The sequence below is a fragment of the Parabacteroides sp. AF14-59 genome, assembly GCF_003479515.1.
Classification (GTDB): domain Bacteria; phylum Bacteroidota; class Bacteroidia; order Bacteroidales; family Tannerellaceae; genus Parabacteroides; species Parabacteroides faecis.
This window is the reverse complement of the sequence record NZ_QUHH01000017.1, coordinates 66,760-92,245: the sequence shown is the minus strand read 5'-3', so window position 1 is coordinate 92,245 and position 25,486 is coordinate 66,760. Positions and strand designations below refer to the sequence as shown.

The following is a 25,486-nucleotide window of genomic DNA, read 5'->3' as shown; positions in this document are numbered from 1 at the left end:
ACTCTCTACACTTTAAAATGAAATGTTTGCACCAAATGCGAATTGTCTCAATGAAGTATATTCCGGATAAGCTCCCAGCTCAGGATCCTGGCCCGGATACTTCGTAATATTGAATACGTTTTCAATAGAAACATATACACGAAGGTTATCCGTAAAAATCTTCTTGGAGATATGAGCCGGTAACGTATAACCAAAAGTAAGATTCTTTAATTTCAGATAGTTACCATTAAACAAATACAAAGAAGATGTTTCAACATTCTGATAACCGCTTTCACCGTTCACCAGACGACCGTACTGAGCATACAGGTTTGTACGCGGATCGGAAGGATTTTCCGGATTATAGAAATAGTGATCATTGGCTATATCGGTTCCCAAAGCCACACCGACACGGGTGGTCGGAGAGTTATAACCGGTCGAAGCTCCCCAATACAATTTAAATCCGGCAGCACCAGCCCAGTTCATCGATATATCAAAACCTCTCCATGCGGCAGACATCTGAAAACCGAAGTTATACTTCGGATCGGAAGAAACTCCCTGGAACTCTTTATCGTCCGAACCACCATAGATACCGTCACCATTCGCATCGGCATAAATATAGTCACCATACCAGATCTTATCCTTGGATACTGTTTTATTGGGCATGAAAGTATGACCTGCATCGATCATCGCTTTCAACCATTCCATATCACTTTCCGTACGGATCATACCGTCTGTCGGACCGCCGTTCACACCGTCGGCAGCATACCCATTTCCGGAACCCTTATATGGATTACGAATATAGTATTCCTTCATGATGCGGTCTTCAATAACCGGATTCACTGCGGAAGTGCTGGAAGCGACATCACCGATGTTACTTTTCCATTCGCCGTTTTCGTCATAACCAGCGACTAATTTTCCTTTATACTTCTTTATCTTATTAGGCGTGTAAGAAAAGTTTCCGCTAACGGAATAGCTGACTTCTTCGATCTGGTCTTTCCATCCCAGCGACAGTTCGACACCTTTAGTACTCATTTCCGCTATATTCTTACGGGGAGCACCTTTGTTACCGGCAGTCAGATAAATAGACGGTGTAAACAAGATACCTGTGGTATTCTTTACAAATGCATCCATCGTGAAAGACAAGCGGTTATTCAATGCATTCAAGTCGATACCGACATTGGTCATTTTAGACGTTTCCCACGACAACATGGAGTTGGCTATGGAAGTAGAAGCCAGACCGGATATCAGTTTTCCGCCGAACGGATATTTACTACCTCCGTAAGTAGACTGATATTCATATTCACCCACATCATCACCACCGTTATTACCTACTGAACCATAAGAAACACGAAGTTTCAGGTTATCTAACCAGTTTTTGGTATTTATCATGAAATCTTCTTCCGATATACGCCAAGCCGCAGAAAAGGAAGGGAAAGTACCCCAACGATAATCGCTATGATAGCGGGCATTCCCATCATGACGCAAATTCGCTTCAAACAAATACCTTGATTTATAGGCATAATTGATACGGCCGAAGAACGAACGGCTGGCACGATCAAAAGCTCCTCCGCCTACACTCAGCATTTCCGTAGCCGAACCGGGTGTATGGATACTTGAATCGATCAGTCCCTTCTTTGTTGCATTACGGGTATCGCGTTTGTAATAATACTCTTCGTAACCAGCCAAAGCACCCAGGTCATGATCTTTATTGATCGTTATATTATAGCGTAAAATATTCTGTAAAGTATAGCTATAATCAGCACGGTTATAAAAGTAAGTAGTCATTTCAGACGGTTCTGTTGCCGGTGACATGACTGTACCGTCACTAAACTTGACTTTCTCATATGGATTCGTCCAGGTCTGATTATCTTCCCAATACCGTTTATAGTTCAGGTTAAAATCCCATGACAGCCCTTTTATCGGGGAAATACGTGAATACAAAGTCGTGTTGAAGTTCGTTTTCTGCTTTTTACCATCCTGTGCGTTAAGGAAAGCCAGGATACTATTGGCAGTAGCACTTTCTTCCGATGCTTCCGGATAACCGTACTGTCCGTTCCACTCCGGATACAGACCGGGAGTTGTCTGGCGCAGGTAGTTATTGGCATTATCGAAGTTTCCCGCCTCTTTATCTTCCTGAGAGGCAAATGTACGGGTTCCCACTGTTAACCAATTAGTAACGTTCGCTTCGATATTGGCACGTAAAGAGTATTTCTTAATACCGGTATTATCCACCAAGCCCGGATTATCCAGATAACCGGCAGACATCAGGATACGCAGTTTTTCAGTACCGCCATTCACTGAAACATTATGGTCATTGATCAGACCATGTCCGAACAAGGCTTCCTGCCAGTCAGTATTCGGATAGGCAATATAATTAGGAACTCCGTTCTCATTCAACCCATTCGGATCTTTTGATTTTTCACGCCACAGATCAATCGTACTTTGAGCAAAATGATTCGGCTGGCCGATGTTCTCGAACGACTCATTCAGCCACTCCATATAATCTGCGTAATCGGTCACCTGATCGATCAGGTTCGTAGGCTGTGCATAAGAAACACGTCCGGAATAGGACACCGACAATTTTCCGGCTTTTCCTTTTTTAGTCGTGATTAAAACAACACCATTCGCAGCACGTGATCCATAAATAGAAGAGGAAGCAGCATCCTTCAAAACAGAGATCGATTCGATATCTTGCGGATTAACAAGGTCCATAGCTCCTTCTACACCATCGATCAAAACTAACGGATCCTGATTGTTGAGCGTTCCGACACCGCGAATACGGATTTTCGAACCATCACTACCCGGCTGTCCGGAACTTTGCATTACCTGTACACCGGCACTCAAACCGGCCAACGCATTCGATACATTTGTAATAGGACGAGATAAAGCCTGATCCGCAAAATCTACGGAAGATACGGAACCTGTCAGATTCACTTTCTTCTGCGTACCATAACCAACCACTACCACTTCTTCCAAAGCCTGCGAATCTTCCTTTATCTGAATAGTAAAAGAGGTTTGGTTACCTACCGCGATCTGCTGCTCTGTGTATCCTATAAAAGATACTACCAAAACAGCATTCGGAGAAACGTCTAAAGTGAACTTACCATCCATATCGGTAATCGTCCCGTTCGTTGTCCCTTTCTCTACGATGTTGGCTCCGGCAATCGGGCCCATGGCGTCTTCAACTGTTCCGGTTACTGTTTTTTTCGCTTGTTGTGGCGAAGCGACAAAAACATCGGATTCCGGAACTTCTATCCCCAGATCTGTCGGACTGGCAGAAGCCACTCCTACCGATGTCAGGAACATAGTTGCTCCAATGAACATCTTTGATAAATAAAAACGATTAAAATCCTTCGTCATAATAACACCAGATTTAGTTAATGAATAAATTGTGTTTGCGCACACCAGATTCCAGGAATTTGTTGTGCTGATAATATTAGTTTTGTTCGTTTCGCACAAAAAAGGAAATAGTTCTGTTAAGACTAAGTTCATTTTTTCATTAACTAATTATTCTTTATTTGTGTGTTTTTAGTTGTCGGAGTATATGAAATAGCTTATAATTTAAAGTCTGGTTATCAATAACAAAATATACGGGACAAAAAGACAGGAAAGAATGCCATTGCATAATATTAATAGAAAAATGGTAAAGCATATAGCCTTATTTATAAAACCAACCTTCCTTTTTGACCTCAAATGTTCACCCAGAACTGCAGGAGAGATTGGTGACAAACTGATGACAAATCAGCTACCTTACTGATATGCAGAATATTATACATGTGTTAAAAATTTAATTGTGGACAATAGATGCACCTATATTAGACAAAAATGTATGTTAAGATTTCATACGATACGTTATTTTTGCAGTCGTTCTATTTTGTTCATCATAAGGACATAGTCTTAACAGAACTACATCCACCATATAAAAAAAGGATAGGATGTTAAATCATAACATCCTATCCAACAATTATTTGATCATCAAAAATAACTCTTATAATCTTTATCGGATTACCATTCTTTTTTCAGAGATCACAATTCAGTAGAAGAGTTACTTCCTGTTAGTTTATCCAACCGTTATTCTGAATCAGATTACTATTTCTTTCACACTCTGTACTCGGGATTGCCCAGGTATAGAGATAATCACCACTCCATGAGAACGGATTTACGACAGAACCCCAGATTTCCTTAGAGCCATCACCGGTTTTACACCAGTCACCGATCGTTCTCCAACGCATTTCGTCATACAAGTTAACACCTTCCAAAGGTAATTCCCAACGACGTTCGTTACGGATGCGGGTGCGCATATCATCCTGTCCTTTCACGTAAGTCGGCTTACCGGCATCCGTTGTCTGTAACAAAGCCGCACCGGCTCTTTGACGTACAGAATTAACCAAATCCACTGCTTCTTGTTTAAAGCCTTGTTCATTGATCGCTTCGGCCAACATCAGGACTACATCTGCATAACGGATCAACGGATAATCCCAGGGACAATATTCGCGGTTAGGAGTTTCAGATGCACCTTCTGCAACAAATTTCCGATACAGATAGTAGAACAATGTCTGGCTATCCGTTCTCAGGTCAAACGGTTCCACTTCGTCCGAATTAGTTGCAGGCCAACGCAATGTGTAAGTATATTCATTCGAACCAATCGCTCCGTTATATTTCGCATACGGGGTGATCACCGTTGCTTCCAGACGTGGATCACGATTTTCATACGCCTTACGCAAACGGGCTTCGTTTCCGGAAGGCAGATATTTAGACATATCAGCCCCATTTTTCACTGCCAGTTCAAAACCTGCCCGCAACTTGGATTTGATATCTTCCGAATAAGTATCCCAATCACCGACCGTATCACGCAAGAAAAAGACAACACGCTCTTTCGGGGTCATTTCATTATATCCCGGCAAAAAGTCATTCCAGTTGAAAGCTTTTCCGTCTGCACATTCAAACGATTCCACCCAATTCACACTCGGCAAATAGCTGTTCCAGCAAGAACCGAATGAAACACGTGTACCTAACCAGAACTGTGTTTTGGAACCATAATCCTTAATACCGATATTCTGTTCAGAAAAGATCATCTCATCGCACTGCTCGTTTTCTTCTTTAAAGAGTTGTTGATATTCGCCCTGGAATAAAGAAAAACCTTTCTCTCCGACTTTACGCAAAGCAGCTTCGGCTTTAGCATAATCCTTCATCCACATATAGGTCTGCCCCAGCAAAGCATAGGCAGCTCCTTTGGTAGCACGCCCGTAATTGGCATCGCCTTTACTATATTTGTCAGGAAGGTTCGCATTATTAATACAATCATTCAAATCATTGATAATAACTTCCCATACTTTATCGGCCGTTTCACGTCCATTCGTACATTCACTGTCTTCTATCGGTTCCAGATAAACAGGAACACCCTGGAACACCCGGTTCAGGCGGAAATAATAATAAGCACGCAAAAATTTGGATTCAGCGATCAGACGTTCTTTCTTTGCCTCATCCAAAGGAGCTTCCGGCAAATGGGCTATCGCATCGTTCGCACGGTGAATACCTTCATATAATTGCTTCCAGGTATCGGAGAACAAGCTGTTGCTTGCAGTAATCGTCCCATTCAGCAACGCTTGCGGATCACGAGCCTGTCCGGCAAATCCCATAGCATCCTGCGTAAACATCTCATGTACGACTTTTGCTTCTCGCAATGTGGCGTAAATACCATTCACACCCATATCACACATCGTTTCATTCTCCCACATTGCTCCGGAACCCACTTTATCGTATGGGTTTGTATCCAGCAAATCAGGTTTACATGCTGTTATAACCGAAGTGACAGCTGTAACGAATAATATTTTATTTATTAATTTCATTGTTCTTTTCTCTTTTAGAATGTAACACTAATACCGGCAGCAAACTGACGCAAAGAAGGATAGTTTGTAGATGCACCCATTTCCGGATCCTGGCCGGGGAATGACGTTATGGTAAACAAGTTTTCACCAGACAGATAGACGCGTACTCTTTCGGCAGAAACTTTATCGGTCAAGGTCGAAGGCAATGTATAACCGAGCGTCAGATTCTTCAGCTTCATATAAGTACCGTTGTACAGATAATAATTGCTCGTTTGACGGCTTTGCTTTGAGTTTTCAACCAAACGGGGAATATAACCACTCAGGTTGGTTCTTGAATCACCAGGATTCTCAGGATCATAAAAGTAGTGGTCGTTTGCAACCCGTTCAGAGACAGCAAATCCGTTTCTGATAGCCACACTATTATACGGGTCCTCTTCCCAGTACAATTTAAAGCCGCCGTTACCGGCCCACAGCATACTCAGATCGAAGTTCTTCCAGCTTGCACTGATATTGATACCATACCCGAACTTAGGCATAGCGGAAGCACCTTGAAAGTCATAGTCATAAGAACTACCATAGATACCGTCGCCATTCAAGTCGGCATAAATCAAATCACCATAATAAATGTTATTTCTACCTACGCTCTGGTTCGGCATAAATTTATAACCGGCATCGATCATGGCATTCAACCATTTCATATCATCTTCCGTGCGGATCATACCGTCTTTCGGACCACCATGAATATCGACGGAACCATCGCTGTTGAAATGAGAACCACTACCGGAGTAAGTATTCAATGTATAATATTCTTTGATCGGATGCCCTTCTACGATACGCCCTTTGTCTTTATCGACAGAGACATCACCGATATTCGACTGCCACACTTTCTTTCCGTCTTTCTCTACCCAACCGGCTTCGTACTTACCCAGGTATTTGGTAACTTCATTATGATTGTAAGAAAAATTGGTAGAAACTGCATAGTTAAAATCACCGACATGATCTTTCCAGCCTATTGTCATTTCAAAACCACGGTTCGTAACTTCTGCCGTATTCATTGTCGGCGGAGTTTTGATACCCATTGTCAGGTGCAGATTCGGCGTTGTCAAGATACCGTCTGTTACCTTGTTATACACATCCACTTCGGCAGTCAAACGGTTATTCAAAAATCCGGCATCGATACCAAAGTTCGTTACAGTGGTACTTTCCCATTCCAGGCGGGAGTTACCGATCCTGTTCTGAGCCAAAGCAGCAGCCTGTTTTCCTCCGAAAGAATAATTATAAGTTTTATAGGTAGCCTGATAACCGTAATAGTCCTGATAACCATCTTTATCGGTGATACGATTGTTACCGATCTGTCCCCATGAAGCACGAACTTTCAGATTAGATAACCAACCGATACTCTTCATGAATTCTTCTTCCGACAAACGCCATGCTGCAGAGAATGAAGGGAAGATACCCCAGCGTGAGTCTGAATTGAAACGGGAAGAACCGTCATAACGGAAATTCGCTTCAAACAGATACTTAGACATATAAGCATAATTCACACGCCCGAAAACAGAACGAAGAGATTCGTCTTTTGCTGTACCCGTGCTTGATAACATTTCGGTAGCAGCATCCGGTACATTAATACTCGGGTCTATCAATCCTTTTTTCTGTTCTTTGTGTTCATACTGTTTATAAAAGTATTCGTTGTAACCCAACATTACGTTCAGGTCGTGACCACCTTTGAAGCTTTTGTCATAACGCAGGATATTTTCCAGCGTATATGTTTCTTCGGCATACGACTTCCAGGTCGTTGTCATCTGGTCGGGTGTCGTCCCCGTAGCAGCAACCTCACCATTACTGAATGTGTAACGTGGCAGAGGAACCGTATGTGAATTATATTCGTCAAAGCGGCGGCCATAGTTGAAATTAAAATCCCAACTCAACCCTTCCATGAACTTTATCTTACTATATATTGTCGTATTAAAGCGGGAAGAACGATTCTGTCCGTCAGTCTGTTTCAGGTAAGCCCATATATTGTTGGCAGTCGAGCTTTCTTCTGCGGCTTCCTTATATCCCATCTTTCCGTCATACATACCGATCAGACCGGGAGTTGTCTGACGGATAAAATTCAACATACCGGTATCGGCATAATTTCCCTGTTCCTTATCGTTCATAATAGCATAGGTACGCGTACCCACAGTCAGCCATTTATTTACATTAGCCTCTACATTTGCACGTAAAGTATAACGTTTCAAACCTGTGTTTTCAACCAAACCGGGGTTGTCCATATAACCGGCTGACAATAAAAATGTAACCTTTTCACTACCACCGTTAACAGAAACGACATGATCCTGAACCAGATTATTTTTATACATTTCCTTATTCCAGTCGGTATTCGGATAAGCCAGCCAGTTAGGAACGCCATTTTCATTTACTCCATTCGGGTCAGCATTGGCTGCTTCCCAAGCAGAGATCGTTGCATCAGAAAATGTAGGATCAAAACCCTCATTGAATTTTGCTTCATTGATCAAACGCATATGCGTAGGATAATCCGTTACAAAATCCAGCAGATTGGAAGGTTGAGCCATAGAGAAAGTACCCGAATAAGTTACGCGGATCTTTTCACGGTTACCTTTCTTTGTCGTAATCAGAATGACACCGTTAGCAGCACGCGAACCATAAATAGCAGCAGATGCAGCATCTTTCAATACTGAAATAGTCTCGATATCCTGTGGATTAACGGCATCCATCGAGGCCTCCATACCGTCGACCAATACCAGCGGACTGGCATTATTCAATGTACCTGTACCACGAACACGGATCGTTGCGCCATCGTCGGTCGGATTACCTTTACTCTGCATAACCTGCAAGCCGGCAGACAAACCACCCAAAGCCGATGAAACATTAGTAATAGGACGACTTGCGGCTTGTTCCGTAAAGTCGACGGAAGAAACAGAACCTGTCAGATTCACTTTCTTCTGTGTGCCGTAACCTACAACGACCACCTCATCCAAAGCCTGAGAATCTTCCTTCATCTGAATAGTAAATGAAGTTTGATTGCCTACAGGAATTTGTTGCTCTGTATAACCGATAAAAGAAACGACCAGAATAGCATTTGGTGAAACGTTCAACGTAAATTTACCTTCCATATCGGTAATGGTTCCGTTAGTGGTTCCTTTTTCTACAACATTTGCTCCTGCAACCGGGCCAAATTGATCTTCCACTACTCCACTCACCATTTTCTGCGCTTGCTGTGGAGATGCAAGCGAAACATTGGTACCTGAAGTACCAGGTCCATAAATAGACGAACTGGCAGATGCCACTCCAACCGATGCCAGGAACATTGTCGCTCCAACAAACACCGCCCTGGGTAAATAAAAACAATTAAAATCCTTCGTCATAATAACACCAGATTTAGTTAATGAATTAATAATTATGTACGCCAAAACCCCTTTTGTTTTTGAAGTACAAAGGATAATTAGTTTTGTTCGCTTAACTTAAATGCAATAGTTCTTGATGGACTATGGAGATTATTTATCAAAAAAATCCGGGGTTACTTTCAAGTTGGTATATTTCATCGAGTTCATTAAAGTTTTGGTATTTACCTGTTTATTAAATAATGTTGCCATCCGGCATGTATTTTGTTTGGATTTGCCGGGGAAACTTTCAAATAAAAAGACTCTTTTTCTATCAGAGGGAAATATTTTACCACAATGAACGGAATATAACACAAAACACTTATATATCAATTGCTCTCTGACAGACCAAAAGGTAATACGCTCAATAGAAACTGTATTATAAAATGCAAACGCGAAAAAAGAACTAAGTTACATGTAATCAAGACATACAGCCTTTGTTAATTTTCTCTTTGTGGACAATTTGTGCACTTCAATCAGACGAATTTATGTGTTCGCAAACAAAACATTCGATTACATTTGCGCCCATAATGTTTGCCTTTTAAATCTCCATAGTCCATCAAGAACTACATTCAAAACATAAAAAAAGAGATAAGGCATTAATCACTAACACCCTATCCCTTAAAGACTTTCCTACTAAAATTATTCCCAATAACCTTTATCCAATTATCATTCTTTTTGCAAGAACTACAATTTAGTAGAAAAAAACCATCTATTATATTACTTACAAGTCCAGTTCACACTATCCGTTATACTGTTTTTCTTTTGAACGGCACGAGCTTCTATCGCATTTTCTCCATCCGCCAGATTTACTCCTTTCCACACAAAAGTTGCATAATTATCCGGTGTCTGTTTTCCCATGCTTTTGCCGTTCACAAACAGTTCTACCTCCGGCAAATTTGAGAAAACCATTACATCCGTCACTTGTGTAGTGCGATCGCGATGGCGTCGGTTAGCGATGTAAACGAATTTATCGTCTTTATTCCAGTTCGCTTTATAGTAATAGAAAGCATCCTTCTTCACTTTACGATCGAATGTAACCAGTCCTTTGTCATTGATACCCGGGCGGTCGCCTTCCGTACGATGGGCAGCTCCGAAATCGAACAGGTTCCAGATAAAAGATCCCCAAACGAACGGACGTTCAGCTATTGCCTCCCAGTTTCCCATATGATAGAAAGTCTGGAAATTCTCCGGATGCCACCAACCGGAAGCTACGCCCGGCTTAATTGAATCCTGCTGATGATAAATACTGGCTCCGGCACCGTATTCACTGATAGCGATCTTATAGTCCGGATGGGCTTTATGATTGGCATCCAGCCATTTCCCCATATCAGAGGGGGAACCTCCGTACCAGCCGAAATACTGGTTCCAGGCAATCACATCGGTAATTTTGCTGATATCGCTGTCATACGACAGGAAGCTGGCAGCCGTTGTCGGGCGCGTCGGATCTTCCTGATGAGCCAGTTCATTCAGTTCCTTAATATATTCTATCGGGTTATCCCCGTGTGTTTTCAATTCGTTGAACAATCCCCAGAAACAGATAGACGGATGATTATAATGCTGGCGGATCAATTCTTTCAATTGTTCTTTCCCATTCTCACGGAAAGAAGGCAGATCGTTGAATCCTCTGTCCAGATAACCGCCCGGCCCGATAAACGGGATCTCAGCCCAGGCCACGATACCATATTTGTCCATCAAATTATAAAAATAAGTAGCTTGCGGATAATGTGCCAGACGGATGGCATTCGTACCCATCTCTGCGATAATGGCAGCATCTTCTTCATGGTGTTCTTTATATAAGGCATTTCCCCTCTCCGCACGATCCTGGTGGCGGCATACGCCACGTAACTTCAGATGTTCGCCGTTCAGGAAAAAACCTTGCTCTGCATCCACATGGTAAAAACGAAGCCCCAACGGCTGAACCACTCTGTCTATTTCTTTACCGTCTGCCAGCAAAGTCACTTCCGTACGATATATAAACGGATCTTTCCGGCCATTCCACAAATGAGGGTTCTTAATGGAAAACTCCAAACCTGCCGTATGTACCTGACCGGCATCCACCGTCAGATTCAGATCCTGTTGCTGCACAATCTTGTTTCCATCCCATATCTTTACATTCACCTGTACCGGCACGTTTTCAGATGAGCTATTCGATACAAGTACTTTTGCCTTTACATCGGCCTGTTCTTTTGTCACCTTGTTTTGGATCAGATAGACACCGGGGGAAGCATAATCGGTCAATGAAATATTAACCGGATCGGTAATGATCAGATTCACATCTCGATAAATACCACCATAGAAATTAAAATCGCCGACCAATGGCATTATATCCAGCTGTAAGGCATTATTGACTTTTACCAATATCTCATTTTCAGCCCCATATTTTACCTTATCTGTTATTTCGAATACAAAAGCACCGTAACCACCTCTGTGTTCACCCAGGCAAACAGAATTGACAAATACGGTTGCAACGGTATTGACACCTTCAAAACGCAGGAAAAGCCGTTTACCTTTCCAGTCGGGTTTTACAAAAAGTTTCTTTTCATAATTTCCCATTCCGCGATAATAATCCTGTTTTCCGGAAAGGGCATCCCCACTGTTCCAGGTATGTGGCAAATTGACTCTCTCTGCACTGTTTTTCTGCACCTGGTGAGAAAAACGGAACATCCAGTCGTTATTCAGAAGTATCTCCTTGCGGGAGGCATAAGTTAATGTACTGCACAATACCAGCAGTAAACCGATAAGAATGTGTTTCATGTTATTTATTTCTTTATTCCGATAGCAAAGATAAAACGATCCTTTCAGGAAGAAAGGCACTTTTTGTCTAAGAAAAGGTACTTTTTTGTCCAAGTATGGCTTTTTATGAGTAACTGAGAGAAAAAAATCAGTAGCTTTATACCGAATCTTCATGCCGTTCTTCATTGCTCATCTATACTATGTTAGAAGATTTTCCCACCTATCTGTTTAGCGGCCGATAATTGTCAGCCGTTCGGTTGATGATTATGAGCCAATCGGCCGATAATTATGAGCCGTTCGGTTGATGGTTGTCAACCATTGATTAGTAGCCGTAGTAATTTGAATTAGTAAGGCGGAAAAATAAAATCAGATCGCAAGGGAATAAAAAAAGGTCCGGATAGAAATACCCGGACACTTTATTCGCATATTGTTTTCTAAACATCGAGTCTAGGGAGTGATGTCTAATTGACAAATAAATGTAACATATCGCATAAAAACAAAAAGAAAGGATTAAAATAAATCTAATCCTTTCTCACAAATTCTCTATTACAAATATGTCAATTTAATCATATTATAACTTAAGTTCTAGTAAACGATTATGAAAGAATGTCGAAACCTAATTCTTTTATTCATCTCTATTTATTTTTAAAACTTTAGTGTCTAAATAATTTTCATCATTGTCATATTTTTGTTCTTTCTCTTTAGATGAATAATTTTTCCGTCTAATATTGACTGTCAAATCGGCATAATAAGTTTTTTCACTCGTATATACCACTACATTTATATATCCTTGACCAGGATAATTCCATGTAATTCTTAAATATTCATCTCCACCAAAAGAGGATCCATTCGTATTCCAACTAATACTAGTATAATTGGAAGGCAAATTTGCTAAACGATACGTTGCTGTCGTTCCTTCTACAACATCCGTAGCACCTTCAATTCTAAGTTGGGCACTCAGTGATGCACAACAAAAGATCATGACTGTCATGATCAGCAAACAATTCATAAAACTCTTCTTGATCTTCATTGTCTTAGATTTTTTAATTAAACATAAATAATATCGTGTTAAATCTAATCATTTTTCACTATTTATCAAATGATAATCCAATAATATTTTTCTGTATTAACATTTAATAGTACAAAAGAAGATACTTTGATAAACAAGATTAATATTTAAATGATAGTGTAATACATTATAAATATTTATACCGGAATTACATGCTTTGTCCGCCGCCACCGCCGCTACTTTCACCACCACTTTTTTGATCATCATTACTGATACCACGTCTTACTTTCTTAATCGCATCTTTCAATGTTCCAAATCGATAGGATACACTAATACGAAAATCACGAGAACTCCAATGGTTCACAGAATACATTCGGAAAGTAGGATCTGATGTTTCATTTTCAAACTTGAGAGTCTTCCAGAATGGATTATTGGCACTTAAGGAAACCGTTAATTTTTTCTTCATGAAACTCTTATTTACAGAGAGCCCTACATTATAATAGGAAGACCCTTTTCCCTGCAAAGTAATCCAGGGAGATGAATAAGAGCCATAGACATTTATAACAAAATCTTTTGGTAGATTAAGCTGGGGACCAGCGTATATATATCCAGTGAAACCACTATTTGACATATTCAATTCCTGAGTAGAATTCGTTTGTAAATCCACATAATTACCACCTGCATTCAAATTAATACGGAATAACGGTATGGGATTCCAACTACCATAAAGATAAAGACCCGCTCTTTGTTGCTTTCCTATATTTCCATAAGTCGACTCGGCTATTCCATCCGAATTAACGAAAGTGTAACGTTCAATAGAGTTGTTTACAAATGTATAGTTAGTACTTACATTAATACTTAACTTCTGCGAAAACATACTATAATTGAAATTCACATTGTTACTCTTCTCCGAATCCAAATTCGGATTACCATAAGAAATATTTTCCGGGTCTGTTGTATTTCTATATGGATTCAAATACCAAATACCAGGACGCTGAATACGCATATTATAACCAATACGCATCTGTTGTGTCATCCCTATCTGATAAGAGAAAGTCACATTCGGTACAACATCAAAATAGTTTGTACTAAAATCTTGCTCGTGTGCCTTAGCATACTTTACACTCAAACTTGTACCTTCTGCACGTACCCCTGCTTTTACTCCAAATTTAGAAAATTTCAACGCATAACCCAAATAACCAGAGTATACATGCTGAGTATGCTTAAAATCACTATTTAATTCAGATTTATCTTCCCAAACAGATGTTGTAGAATTTAATATCTGACGCAACGTTTCACTATCACTTTGGCGGAATATGTATTTACCCCCTACTTCCAAGGTATGATTCTTCCGTATTGGTGTTGTATAATCTACCTGCCCGGTATGCTCCGTCGTTGCTGCATCATTGATATTCCATTGCGGATACAATAGAGAATCCGGATAATTAACCATATTTATCAATTCAGAACGACCTTCGTTATCATTTGGAGAATTACTGAAACGATATGAGAAAGTAAGTAATTCATCTTTTTTACTGGTTGAGTGCTGATAATCCACATTTAAATCAGTTGAACCAAACACATATTTAGCATAACTGTTACGATCATAATGATAAGCCAAATCAGGATTTTGATTAATCATTTCCACAAAATTCTCTGAAAGATTTTTACTATTTCCTCTAAACAAATTGGCTCCAACACTAATAAGATTCAATGTATCAATCTCATAACTTGCTTCTAAATAACCATATTGAAAAGGTCCTTTACGCTTACTACGGCCATTTTGATTCATAATACTCTCTTTACCCGGAATCAGATTTTCACGATTCATATAAGAATCAGTCCACGGGGAATTCTGATTATTATAGTTATAATTGGCTGTCAACCCTAGACTTCCTATTTTAGCTGAAATATACGCGCCACCACCAAAGCGTCCTAAAGTACTTGCGTTTGCACGAACATTTCCAGTATACCCTTGCAGCGCATTCTTTGTTGTGATAATATTAATGATACCACCCACACCTTCTGCATCATATTTGGCACCCGGATCAGTAATTACTTCAATATTCTTAATTGAACTTGCAGGCATACCTTTTAATACATCTGAAGAATTTTCCCCGCTTAACAGATTCGAAGGTTTACCATTCATATATATTTTAAAGTTGGTAGAACCTTTCAGCTGTATCTTATCTTCACCATCAACAGTAATCATAGGAACTTTCCGAAGCATATCCAATGTATTATTAGTTTGTGCTTCCGGATCATCTTCCAAACTATAGGTAAGTTTATCTATTTCTACCTTCACCAATGGTTTCTGGGCAGTAACCGTCACTTCCTTGATCTGCTGAGAATCATCATTCATATACAACTTTCCCAGATCCAGGCTTTTCTTGTTTTCAGACAAGGTAAAATGTTTTACTGCAGGGACTTTCCCCAGCGATTGCATGGATATGATGTATTTTCCGGGTTGTTTCAGGGTAGTGGTAAACTTACCGTCATCATCACAAGCCAACAATTTAATCGCTTTCTGAGGGGCATTTGCCAAAGCGATGTTTAACGTAGCATAAGGAACTGTTTCATTAGACAGGGAATCAACGACCTGTCCCTTGATCGTGTAGTCAGCGGCATTTTGGCTTTGTGCACGGAAAGGCACAACCATCATCAACACCAACACTAAGTAGAGCAGTTTTTCTTTCATCAAATTTAAAGAATTTAGAGGTTATCGATTGATTTATTATTCAAATAACAATTTAATTTAAGTGTAAACCCGATGCAAATGTAGAAGATTCTACGAAACGTTCGTATTTAACAGGATTAAAGATTTGTAAAAGATGTATTTTGCTGTTTGTTTAGATGAATTTCTTTTAAATTTGTAAGAGTTACTATTAATAAATATAGATATGAGAAAGATTTCATTCCTTTTAACCGCTTTATTATTCATTTCAGTTATGAGTGCACAAGATCTTAAAGTCATTAAACTCAATGCTCCGGACAAGACACGAGGAACAGCAGTCATGAAAGCTTTTTCCGACCGTCATTCCGACCGCGAATTCGCATCCAAAGAATTAAGCGCCCAGGACCTTTCAGACTTGTTATGGGCAGCCAACGGCATTAACCGGACAGATGGAAAGCGTACGGCTCCTTCCGCTTTAAACAAACAAGATATCGACGTTTACGTGATCATGAAAGACGGTGCTTATCTGTATGACGCCAAAGCACATGCTTTAAACCCGATAGCTAAAGGCGATCATCGCGGGGCTGTAGGTGCCGGACAGGATTTTGTGAAAGAGGCTCCGGTTTCTCTTGTTTTGGTATCCGATCTTTCCCGTTTCGGAAATGTAGGTGATCATACAAAACTGATGGCAGCCATGGATGCAGGGATTGTATCGCAGAATATCAATTTATGCTGTGCCGGGATCGGATTATCGACAGTTCCCAGAGCGACCATGGATCAGGCTGCCCTGAAAAAGATCCTTAAATTATCCGACAGCCAGGTTTTGATGATGAACAATCCGGTGGGATACCCGAAATAAGAACGGACACCGACTAAAATAGCCAAAACCTTTTTTCACAAATGAATTGAAGATTATTATGTACATTTGCCGAAAATTTGACAAAATGCCTACAATTTTCATTGCCCTCTTTTGCGCTTATTTCGCAGGGAATATCTATATATTTACGAGGGGGGCACAAGCTCTCGTGGCCCAACCCTTTGGTGTGAAAGTACTTCTGACAGTTCTGTTTTGGAGTTGTGCGCTTTCATTTGCCGTCAGTATGCTGGCCAGGAATGTAAAATATCCGGATGTATTGGCGCATACGATCCATGAAGTGGGTACCGGCTGGCTGGTATTTACCTTATATATGGTGCTGTTCCTGGTTGCATTCGATATATTCAAACTTTTCAACGGGAGTTTCAAATATGGGTTCTATATATCTTTACTACTGACTTTAAGCCTGTTAAGCTACGGATATTATCATTACCAACACCCAAAGACAGAAGTTTTCAACATAGTTATCAACAAGGTTGTCAACAACAATTCATCCCCGATAAAAGTGGTTGCTATCAGCGACGTTCACCTGGGTTATGGAACGAACAAGGCACAGTTGAAGAAATATGTAAACATGATCAATGCCGAAAAACCGGATTTAATTCTGATCGGCGGCGATTTGATCGATAACAGCGTGACGCCTCTTTACGCAGAGAATATGCAGGAAGAGTTATCGCAGCTACAGGCTCCGCAAGGTATCTATATGGTTCCCGGAAATCATGAATATATCAGCGGAATAAAGAAAAGCGCCGAATTCATCCGGTCGACACCGATCAAACTTTTACGCGACACCGTGATCACACTTCCCAACGGATTACAGATTGCCGGACGCGATGACCGCCATAATCCGTCGCGCTTGTCTCTCCGGACATTATCACAAAACATTGACCCGGCCAAACCTGTTATTCTTTTGGATCATCAGCCGTATGACCTGCAGGAAACGGAAAAGGCCGGTATAGACCTCCAGTTCAGCGGGCATACACACCGCGGACAGATCTGGCCGATGAGTTTACTGACCGACCGCCTGTTCCAGCAAAGTTACGGATACAAACAATGGGGAAACAGCCATATTTATGTATCTTCAGGCTTATCGCTTTGGGGACCGCCTTTCCGCATCGGGACAAACAGCGAAATGGTGGTATTCAATATTGCATTCAAGTAAGGCAAGCAAAATATGAAAGTCTTTATTCAATCGATCGTAGCACAACTGTTGTTGAATCCCTACATCTTTTGGCGGGGTTATCAGGCAATACCGGCAAAAAAGAGCTGGCGTATTCCTTATACGTTATTCTTTGTACTTGAACTGGCTCTCTATTTCTTCGGATTTATTTTCCGCAAAGAATTGCCGGATAATATCATGACGCCTATTCAATATATCTGTAATTCATGGTATATAGCGTCTGTCTATATCACGCTTTCCTTATTGACGCTGGAAGTGATCAGATTGTCGAACCGTCTTTTCCATTGGTTCCCCCAGTGGCTTACCCGACACTGGAAACAAACCAAACTGACATTGTTTTTTGTGATCATCATCGGAGTTACCGGACTGATGATCAAAGCCTATCTGACTGTCGCCCATCCGATCGTGAAAGAGGTATATGTGACTCTTCCGAAAGGTAGCAGCGAACGTGACAGCCTTACGGTTGTGATGATGAGCGACCTGCATATCGGAGAAGTGATAGGGAAAAAGATGGTACAGCGATATGTCTCTTTGAGCAATGCACAGCATCCGGACATGGTCGTATTAGTAGGCGATATAATGGATTACGAATCACGTTTTGCAGAAATGGAACATATCGAGGATGACCTGCAACAGCTAAAGGCTCCTTTAGGCGTATATGTCGTCAATGGCAACCATGAATACCGTGCCAACCGTTTCGCTAAATACCGCTGGTTGGCAAAAACCGGGACAACGCTCCTGATAGACTCGGTCGTACAACCGGATTCATCTTTTTACCTGATCGGAAGGGACGATTATGTCAACAAAAAGAGAAAAGCCTTACACACTTTAATGGCAGACATCGATACAACCAAACCGATCATCGTATTGGATCATCAGCCCTGGTCATTCGCCGAAATGGCAATGAACGGTGTCGATCTCGGCCTTCATGGGCATACCCACAACGGGCAGCTCTGGCCTTATCCCCTGTTAATGAAACTGATCTATGAATGTCCTTACGGGTATCATAAAAAAGGACCGACCCAGTTCTATGTCTCTTCGGGTATCGGTATAGCCGGGCCTCCTTACAGGGTGGGAACTGTCTCAGAGTTGGTTGTTTTACATATAAAGTTCAAATAAATCATATTTTTCTCATTGACAGATGCTACCTGCGAATTGAGAAAACCTCAAAATACAGGTAACATCTGTTACATTATATATTAAGCAATCTATTCTATTATGATATCGAACTGGTCGTAAGCTCCTGTACGGTGAGCCAAATGTTTTGTAGAAGGAGATATACCAAACAAAGGAGAATATGTTTTTACTTTGATTGTTTTCCCGTCCGGCATAAATTCCAAAATACGTAACCAACCATCGCCCCCATTTCCTTCCCAGCCACCACCAAGAACCTGAACATTAAACATCATTTGATGTACATCCTTTCCTGCTTTATTTTTATCCACCCGATAGGCAACTGAATCTTCAAAATCACCAGGTTTACCTGTATGTCCACATATAACGAATAATATATTGGAAGAAGGCTCCACCAATTTCTTCCATACAGCCTCTCCCCAATTTCTAGGTGTAATTGTATAACTTTCATTATCAGTCCTGCAAGCTGTTCTTTCCCGCAAAAAAGAATGAGTCATAAATATGACTTTACAATCTTTGTATTGAGGGCTTGCTGCCAGTTCTTTAGCCCAATTCAGAACCTCATCTCTCGGAGCGAATTCAGATGTGATCACTAATAATTTCCCCCAATTAGGATCATTAAACTCAAATGCAGCATTTTCCAAAGAAGCAACACCGCTCCTGTTCGGGTAAGCACTGACGCAAATATCTCTCCATGCCGTATTTCGTTCAAATGGAAAATATTCAGGGAAATGAGTCATACCATTTTCGGAATGTTGGTAGCCATATTCATGATTTCCTGCCGAAATAATATAAGGAACTCTATTATCCAGGCGAGTAAAAGCATTGGAAGCAGCTACCCACATTTCTTTACTAGTCTGATTCAGCATCTTACGATTACGTATAATATTCTCATTCTGTTCAACAAGATCCCCTGTACATAAAACAGCTTTTATCTTCAGATTTTCGATATTGTCTGCAATCCATGCCGTACACAAATCGAATAAAGGCTGATTAATATCATACTTAGTATAACCCTGGGGATCGCCTAATAGAATCATTGAGAATGAATTTTCATTGCTCAGATGTTGTTGATCTGCCCTATCCTGAGAGGATAGTGGAATAAGAAAACAAAATGCGCTTAAAAATAAATATATATATTTCATGGTCTTATTTTTTATTATACATACGATTAATCTTGCCAACCCGGATTCTGCTCAAGATTTGAATTCATCTCTCTTTCTTTTGCTGGAATCGGCCATACTTTCATTTGTTCACCAACACTAAGGTGTTTATAAGTCGTTTCTCCCCAAATCTGCATCATACCATTGGAATTAAGTTCTCCTACCTGACCGGAAGAATGATCTTTAAATTTTCTATCATACCATGTATTCCAACGAAGTTCATTAAAATACATAGAATCTTCACCTCCAAGTTCTACATAAAATTCTTTACGGATACGTTGACGCATATCTTCCTGTCCTTTTACACTTGTGGCCGGATAAGACGGATCATTAAGGAGAACATGACCGGCACGTTTTCTTACCATATTCACGTAAGCATCAGCTTCGCTTGTCCTGCCAAGCTCGTTCAAACACTCAGCCCGCCGAAGAAGGACCTCGGCATATCGGCAAAGAATGATATCTTCCGAATATACCCAGCGAGTCGTACATTCATCATACTCTGGAACATACTTTCTCCATAGATAATAAAACTTAGAGTTGGTATCCGTGCGGATATCATAAGGTTCGCCTGCATCAAGGATATAAGGCCAACGAAGCGTCCATGTATAATTTCCGATTCCCGCCTGATTACCATTATATGTCGAGTAAGGAGTAATAAGTGATTGCATAAGTCGTGGATCACGATCTTCATATGCCTGACGAATCCTTGATTCATTGCCTTGATCCAAATATTTACTCATATCTGCACCATAAGCGACCATATTATCATAAAGATCTTGATAATTAGAGGTTGCCTCTGTTGTTCCCCATTTGCCATTACCCGATTGAAGACCGTCGCGAAGAAAAAAAGCGACTCTTGCCTGAGGAGCCATGGAATGCCATCCCGGACAATATTTTTCCCAATCGAATTCAGAACCATCAGCACATTCGTACATCTCGACAAAAGCCGGATTAGGAATATAATTATTCCAAGCAGAACCACCTGTCACACGGTTTCCATAATTGATAGCTCTCGGGTTACCCATTCCGGTAGTCTCAACGCATTGTACCGAGAAAATCATCTCATCGCATTGTTCATTTGCAGGCTTAAACAACTGGAAAAAATCATCGTTCCCTTTAGCTCCTCCATTAGGACTGTAGAGAGCGTAACCAAGTCCTTCAATAGCTTCAAAATCTACCAAAGCTTTGGAGTAATCACCGATAAACTGGTAAGCTTGTCCTCGAAAAGCATAAGCCGTACCTTTAGTGACACGACCGAAGCTACTATTCCCTTTAGCATACTTACCCGGGAGATTCGGTTCGTTGATGCAATCTGAAAAGTCTGAGATTATAAGTTCCCATACTTCAGCTTCTGTAGAACGAGCTTTCGTTGCATCTGTATTTGCAACATTCTCTGTATAGACAGGAACACCTCTCCAAAGCACATTCAAATGAAAGTAAGCCCAGGCACGCAGGAACTTACATTCAGCTTTAAGTCGAGCTTTTTCGCTATCTTCCATTCCCGGAACATTATCAATATTATTGATAACATCATTAGCCCTATATACAACCGTATAATAGAACTTGTAATGTGAAGCTACATGGTCATTAGATGGAGTACAAGAACCAGTCGTTACAAAACAATTACCCTTCCAGTTCATATCGATATCCATTATGGAGGAACATGCATCAAACGGCATACCCTTAGCATTATCATAATTCTTCGAATATTTATCATAAAGTCCGTTATACACCCCCATTACTGCTGCGCGAGCCAAAATTGGACTAGTCCATACATTAGAGCTTGAAAAACTATCGCTTGGTGATGTATCAAGCAGATCATTATTACATCCGACTAACCCACAAAAGATTACTGATGTAGTAAAAACAACTGCTATTTTTCTGAATATTTTCTTCATATTTCTAACACTTTAGATGTTTTTTATAAAATTAGAATGTCAAATTAAGACCAAAAGCATACTGACGCATTGTCGAATAACCGACAGTCGTACGCATTTCAGGATCCTGGCCAGAGAATCCGGTAATGGCGAAGAGGTTTTCTCCCGATGCATAAACACGAAGTCTCTCTACATAGAACTTTTTGGAAATATTTTTAGGTAGAGTATAACCTAAAGTTAAATTTCTAAGTTTAATAAAATTTCCTTTCTCCAGATGAAGAGATGAACTTGTAGAACTTTGTGCGCCTGAAACATTTACCAAACGAGGTTGCTCGGATGTTTGGTTAGTTCTCGGATCATTCGGATTTTCCGGATCATAAAAATAATGATCTTTTGCTACATTATCAGGAATCGCATAACCATAAACAGTCTCACTGGAGTTTCTTGACGTAGAATAATAATAGATACTAAATCCTGCAGCTCCTCCCCAAGTCATTGAAAGATCAAAATCTCTCCAGTTAGCACTAGCCTGAAGACCGAAATTGTATTTAGGAGTAGTTGATGTTCCCTGGAATTCGGAATCATATGAATTACCATATATACCATCCCCATTCGCATCCGAATAAATATATTCACCATACCAAAGTGCATTTTTAGCAACCGTATTATATGGTTGGAAAGTATAACCAGCATCCTGCATAGCCTGAAGCCACTTCATATCATTTTCAGTACGAATCATGCCATCTTTAGGACCTCCATTGATATTCACAGAACCATCTGCATTAAAGTATGAACCGGAGCCTTTATAAGTATTAGGCAGGTAGAACTCATTAATTTGATGTCCTTCAATAACTCTTGTCGTACTACCGGTGGATACGTCTCCGATATTAGTCGAATATTCCGAATGATCCGCATTCCAGCCTTTTTTCAATTTACCCTTATATTTGCTGACAATATTCTTATTAAATGAAAATTGTCCCTTGATACTATAACTAAAGTCTTTACCAATATTATCTCTCCATCCCAATTCGAATTCAACACCCCGGTTAGTTACCTCTGCTATATTTTCTTTTGGAGCAGTGGCATTTCCCATTACCATATACATGTCAGGTGTATAAAGAATTCCGGAAGTAATCTTGTTATATACATCAATATTACCTGTCAATTTATTGTCCAAGAATCCATAATCAAGACCGACATTGGTTACAGCTGTTTCTTCCCAGGTAAGAGCTGCATTTGCGATAGACGTAATAGCAATACCACTTGTCAAAGCCTGTCCAGTCGAATAGTTTGCAGCTGAATAAACAGATTGCCAATCGTAATTACCGATAGAATTATTTCCGAGTTTACCCCAAGAAGCACGAAGTTTCAGATTGCTCAACCAATGTACTGGTTTAAGCCAGGATTCTTCATTCATACGCCAACCTGCAGAGAATGAAGGGAAAGCCCCCCAACGGTAATCTGGAGCAAATCTTGACGAACCATCATAACGCAAATTAAATTCAAACAAATATTTGCTCTTATAAGCGTAATTCGCACGTCCAAACACTGAACGGGCTGTATATTCTGTACCATAGCCAGCCGTCGAATAAGGTGTGGTAGCAGAATTAAGATCATTTACATTTGCATCTGTAAGTCCTAATTTACTTACATCCGTTTCTCTATATTTATAAGTTTGCTCCTCATAACCAATCATTGCAGATACATCATGATCACCAAAAGACTGATTGTAGTTAATCAAATGATTCATCTTTGTGGAATTCTCTCTTGTGTAGAACATATAAGTATAAAGAGTTGACGGATCAGCAGCACCGGTAGAATATGCACCTTTCGAGAAACTATACTTTCCTATGGAGGTATTTACTGTTTTTTTCTCACGACGAAGATCTTTATAATAGAAATCAATGTTATAAGTAAAGTGTTTCAAGAACTTAACCTGAGCATACCAGTCTGTATAAATCTGTGTATATTTATCATATCCATCCGAATTTGCCATATCCCAAAGAGGATTATGTGATTGCGGATCATCTTCGGTCCCTTCCGGAGCACCATATTTCCCGTCATAATATGGATACGTACAAGGGAGCATCTTCTGCGTATTAATTGAATTAAAAAAATTATTACTAGAATCACTGACATCACGATCAGTAACATTTCCCCAGGTACGGGTACCAATCCTCAGCCAATCTGTTATATCGGAATACAAATTCACACGTCCCATATATCTAGAGTAACCGGTATTTTTAACAACACCTGGATTATCTATGAAAGAAAAGCTCATAGAGTAACCTGTTCTTTTTTCCTTCCCATTAATAGAAACAGTGTGTTTCTGCATCCATTGCTTTGTATATATCTCATCCCACCAATCGGTATTAGGATAAGCAACAGAATTAGGATAACCAGATGCTGCTATCCCATTAGGATCTGCATTTGCTGCCTCCCACGCATTAATCGAACTTTGTGAAAAGATTTCGGAATTACCTAGGTTATTAGCAGATTCATTCATTAATTGCATGTACTGAATATAATCAGAAATGGTATGAACAATCTTAAACGGTTCATTATAAGAGACTGTACCATCATAAGTTACGCTAATTCGCTCACTGGTTCCATTCTTGGTTGTGATAAGAATAACACCATTGGCACCTCTGTTTCCATAGATAGCACAGGAAGCTGCATCTTTCAGGACAGAGACACTGGCAATATCAGATGGGTTAACCATACTGATACTCTGCTCCATACCGTCAACAAGAACAAGAGGACTGGATGTATTCAATGTTCCTACACCACGAATGTTATAAGAAAAACTTTCAGCATTAGGTTCACCTGATGTTTGCATAATCTGGAGACCAGGAGAAGCCCCATTCAGTGCCTGGGAAGCATCCGTGACTGGTCTGGATGACATTTCCTCAAAATTGACGGTAGAGACCGCCCCCGTCAAATTAACTTTTTTCTGGGTACTGTATCCGACAACAACAACCTCTTCCAAAGCTTGTGTATCTTCCGTCAGCACTATATCGACAACAGAACGATTATTAACCGATATCTCGATCCGATTATACCCTATATAAGAAGCAACCAATACAGAATTGTCATATACAGATAAGGAGTATTTTCCATCTATATCAGTAATAGTACCATTAGTAGGATTCCCTTTTTCAATTATGTTAGCACCAAGAATAGGTTCACCATTTTTATCAGTTACTACTCCTGCTATTTTTTTAGTCTGTAGAACGATTTGCTTTTCATCCCTTTCCTGTGCCGAGAGTACTATATAAGAACCTTCAATCTTGTAAACCACGTTGGTATCGAATAAATTCTTCAACACTTCCTCCAAAGACAAATTATTCGCTTCAATCGATACTTTGCGGTTAACATTCACCTTTTTATTATAAATGAATAACAAATTTGTCTGGCTTTCAATATCGTTTAGTATATTTTCCAACCTGACATTACTTTTACTAAGTGTAACCCGTGCGTTCTGTGATTTTACCATTTCTGCCTGTAAACAAAGAGAACTGGAAAAGAAAAACAGAAAGACCATCTTTAAAATACGAGAAACACAGACTTTTCTTTTTTTCATGTTTGTGATAGTTTAAGAATGATATTAGATTAATTATTCACATTGGGG

At 40.2% G+C, this 25,486-nt stretch carries 12 protein-coding genes; 3 read left to right on the top strand and 9 right to left on the bottom strand.

The window, feature by feature from the left end; all coding sequences use genetic code 11:
- Positions 1-12: 12 nt before the first annotated feature.
- The 6 genes from DWW23_RS17630 to DWW23_RS17605 form a co-directional block, all read right to left on the bottom strand.
- The gene (locus DWW23_RS17630; RefSeq protein ID WP_122354687.1) at positions 13-3,339 is read right to left on the bottom strand and encodes a TonB-dependent receptor; all 3,327 of its coding nucleotides are present in this window, start codon (positions 3,337-3,339) and stop codon (positions 13-15) included.
- A 695-nt stretch (positions 3,340-4,034) separates the two neighbouring features.
- Positions 4,035-5,828 carry a RagB/SusD family nutrient uptake outer membrane protein gene (locus DWW23_RS17625; RefSeq protein WP_122354623.1) on the bottom strand — a complete coding sequence of 598 codons (1,794 nt, stop codon included), beginning with the start codon at positions 5,826-5,828 and terminating at the stop codon, positions 4,035-4,037.
- Between the two features lie 14 nt (positions 5,829-5,842).
- The gene (locus tag DWW23_RS17620; RefSeq protein ID WP_122354621.1) at positions 5,843-9,193 is read right to left on the bottom strand and encodes a TonB-dependent receptor; all 3,351 of its coding nucleotides are present in this window, start codon (positions 9,191-9,193) and stop codon (positions 5,843-5,845) included.
- 735 nt (positions 9,194-9,928) lie between these two features.
- Positions 9,929-11,965 (bottom strand): glycoside hydrolase family 2 TIM barrel-domain containing protein, encoded by a 2,037-nt coding sequence (locus tag DWW23_RS17615; RefSeq protein WP_122354685.1) that lies wholly within the window; start codon positions 11,963-11,965, stop codon positions 9,929-9,931.
- Positions 11,966-12,569: 604 nt separating this feature from the next.
- Positions 12,570-12,974 carry a hypothetical protein gene (locus tag DWW23_RS17610; RefSeq protein WP_122354619.1) on the bottom strand — a complete coding sequence of 135 codons (405 nt, stop codon included), beginning with the start codon at positions 12,972-12,974 and terminating at the stop codon, positions 12,570-12,572.
- A gap of 187 nt (positions 12,975-13,161) precedes the next feature.
- Positions 13,162-15,651 (bottom strand): outer membrane beta-barrel family protein, encoded by a 2,490-nt coding sequence (locus DWW23_RS17605; RefSeq protein WP_122354617.1) that lies wholly within the window; start codon positions 15,649-15,651, stop codon positions 13,162-13,164.
- 202 nt (positions 15,652-15,853) lie between these two features.
- Between DWW23_RS17605 and DWW23_RS17600 the strand changes: the two genes are divergently transcribed.
- From DWW23_RS17600 to DWW23_RS17590, 3 genes are all read left to right on the top strand, one after another.
- Positions 15,854-16,486 carry a SagB/ThcOx family dehydrogenase gene (locus tag DWW23_RS17600; protein WP_122354615.1) on the top strand — a complete coding sequence of 211 codons (633 nt, stop codon included), beginning with the start codon at positions 15,854-15,856 and terminating at the stop codon, positions 16,484-16,486.
- A gap of 85 nt (positions 16,487-16,571) precedes the next feature.
- The gene (locus tag DWW23_RS17595; protein ID WP_122354613.1) at positions 16,572-17,663 is read left to right on the top strand and encodes a metallophosphoesterase; all 1,092 of its coding nucleotides are present in this window, start codon (positions 16,572-16,574) and stop codon (positions 17,661-17,663) included.
- A gap of 12 nt (positions 17,664-17,675) precedes the next feature.
- Entirely contained in the window at positions 17,676-18,800 is a 1,125-nt protein-coding gene (locus tag DWW23_RS17590) for a metallophosphoesterase (RefSeq protein WP_122354611.1), read from the top strand.
- Between the two features lie 89 nt (positions 18,801-18,889).
- On the opposite strand, the gene DWW23_RS17585 is transcribed toward DWW23_RS17590, so the two are convergent.
- From DWW23_RS17585 to DWW23_RS17575, 3 genes are read right to left on the bottom strand one after another with little or no spacing between them, the layout of a single operon-like run.
- The gene (locus tag DWW23_RS17585) at positions 18,890-19,960 is read right to left on the bottom strand and encodes a metallophosphoesterase (protein ID WP_122354609.1); all 1,071 of its coding nucleotides are present in this window, start codon (positions 19,958-19,960) and stop codon (positions 18,890-18,892) included.
- A 26-nt stretch (positions 19,961-19,986) separates the two neighbouring features.
- Positions 19,987-21,876 carry a RagB/SusD family nutrient uptake outer membrane protein gene (locus DWW23_RS17580; RefSeq protein WP_122354607.1) on the bottom strand — a complete coding sequence of 630 codons (1,890 nt, stop codon included), beginning with the start codon at positions 21,874-21,876 and terminating at the stop codon, positions 19,987-19,989.
- Between the two features lie 31 nt (positions 21,877-21,907).
- Positions 21,908-25,438: a TonB-dependent receptor gene (locus DWW23_RS17575; protein WP_233564379.1), complete on the bottom strand. Its 3,531-nt coding sequence runs from the start codon at positions 25,436-25,438 to the stop codon at positions 21,908-21,910.
- Between the last annotated feature and the right edge of the window lie 48 nt (positions 25,439-25,486).

What these genes read in the sequence shown, in the direction of transcription:
- DWW23_RS17585 (WP_122354609.1), bottom strand. Translation starts at nt 19,960, where the DNA reads ATGAAATATATATATTTATTTTTAAGCGCATTTTGTTTTCTTATTCCA.
- DWW23_RS17610 (WP_122354619.1), bottom strand. Translation starts at nt 12,974, where the DNA reads ATGAAGATCAAGAAGAGTTTTATGAATTGTTTGCTGATCATGACAGTC.
- DWW23_RS17595 (WP_122354613.1), top strand. Translation starts at nt 16,572, where the DNA reads ATGCCTACAATTTTCATTGCCCTCTTTTGCGCTTATTTCGCAGGGAAT.
- DWW23_RS17605 (WP_122354617.1), bottom strand. Translation starts at nt 15,651, where the DNA reads ATGAAAGAAAAACTGCTCTACTTAGTGTTGGTGTTGATGATGGTTGTG.
- DWW23_RS17630 (WP_122354687.1), bottom strand. Translation starts at nt 3,339, where the DNA reads ATGACGAAGGATTTTAATCGTTTTTATTTATCAAAGATGTTCATTGGA.
- DWW23_RS17575 (WP_233564379.1), bottom strand. Translation starts at nt 25,438, where the DNA reads ATGAAAAAAAGAAAAGTCTGTGTTTCTCGTATTTTAAAGATGGTCTTT.
- DWW23_RS17600 (WP_122354615.1), top strand. Translation starts at nt 15,854, where the DNA reads ATGAGAAAGATTTCATTCCTTTTAACCGCTTTATTATTCATTTCAGTT.
- DWW23_RS17625 (WP_122354623.1), bottom strand. Translation starts at nt 5,828, where the DNA reads ATGAAATTAATAAATAAAATATTATTCGTTACAGCTGTCACTTCGGTT.
- DWW23_RS17580 (WP_122354607.1), bottom strand. Translation starts at nt 21,876, where the DNA reads ATGAAGAAAATATTCAGAAAAATAGCAGTTGTTTTTACTACATCAGTA.
- DWW23_RS17615 (WP_122354685.1), bottom strand. Translation starts at nt 11,965, where the DNA reads ATGAAACACATTCTTATCGGTTTACTGCTGGTATTGTGCAGTACATTA.
- DWW23_RS17620 (WP_122354621.1), bottom strand. Translation starts at nt 9,193, where the DNA reads ATGACGAAGGATTTTAATTGTTTTTATTTACCCAGGGCGGTGTTTGTT.
- DWW23_RS17590 (WP_122354611.1), top strand. Translation starts at nt 17,676, where the DNA reads ATGAAAGTCTTTATTCAATCGATCGTAGCACAACTGTTGTTGAATCCC.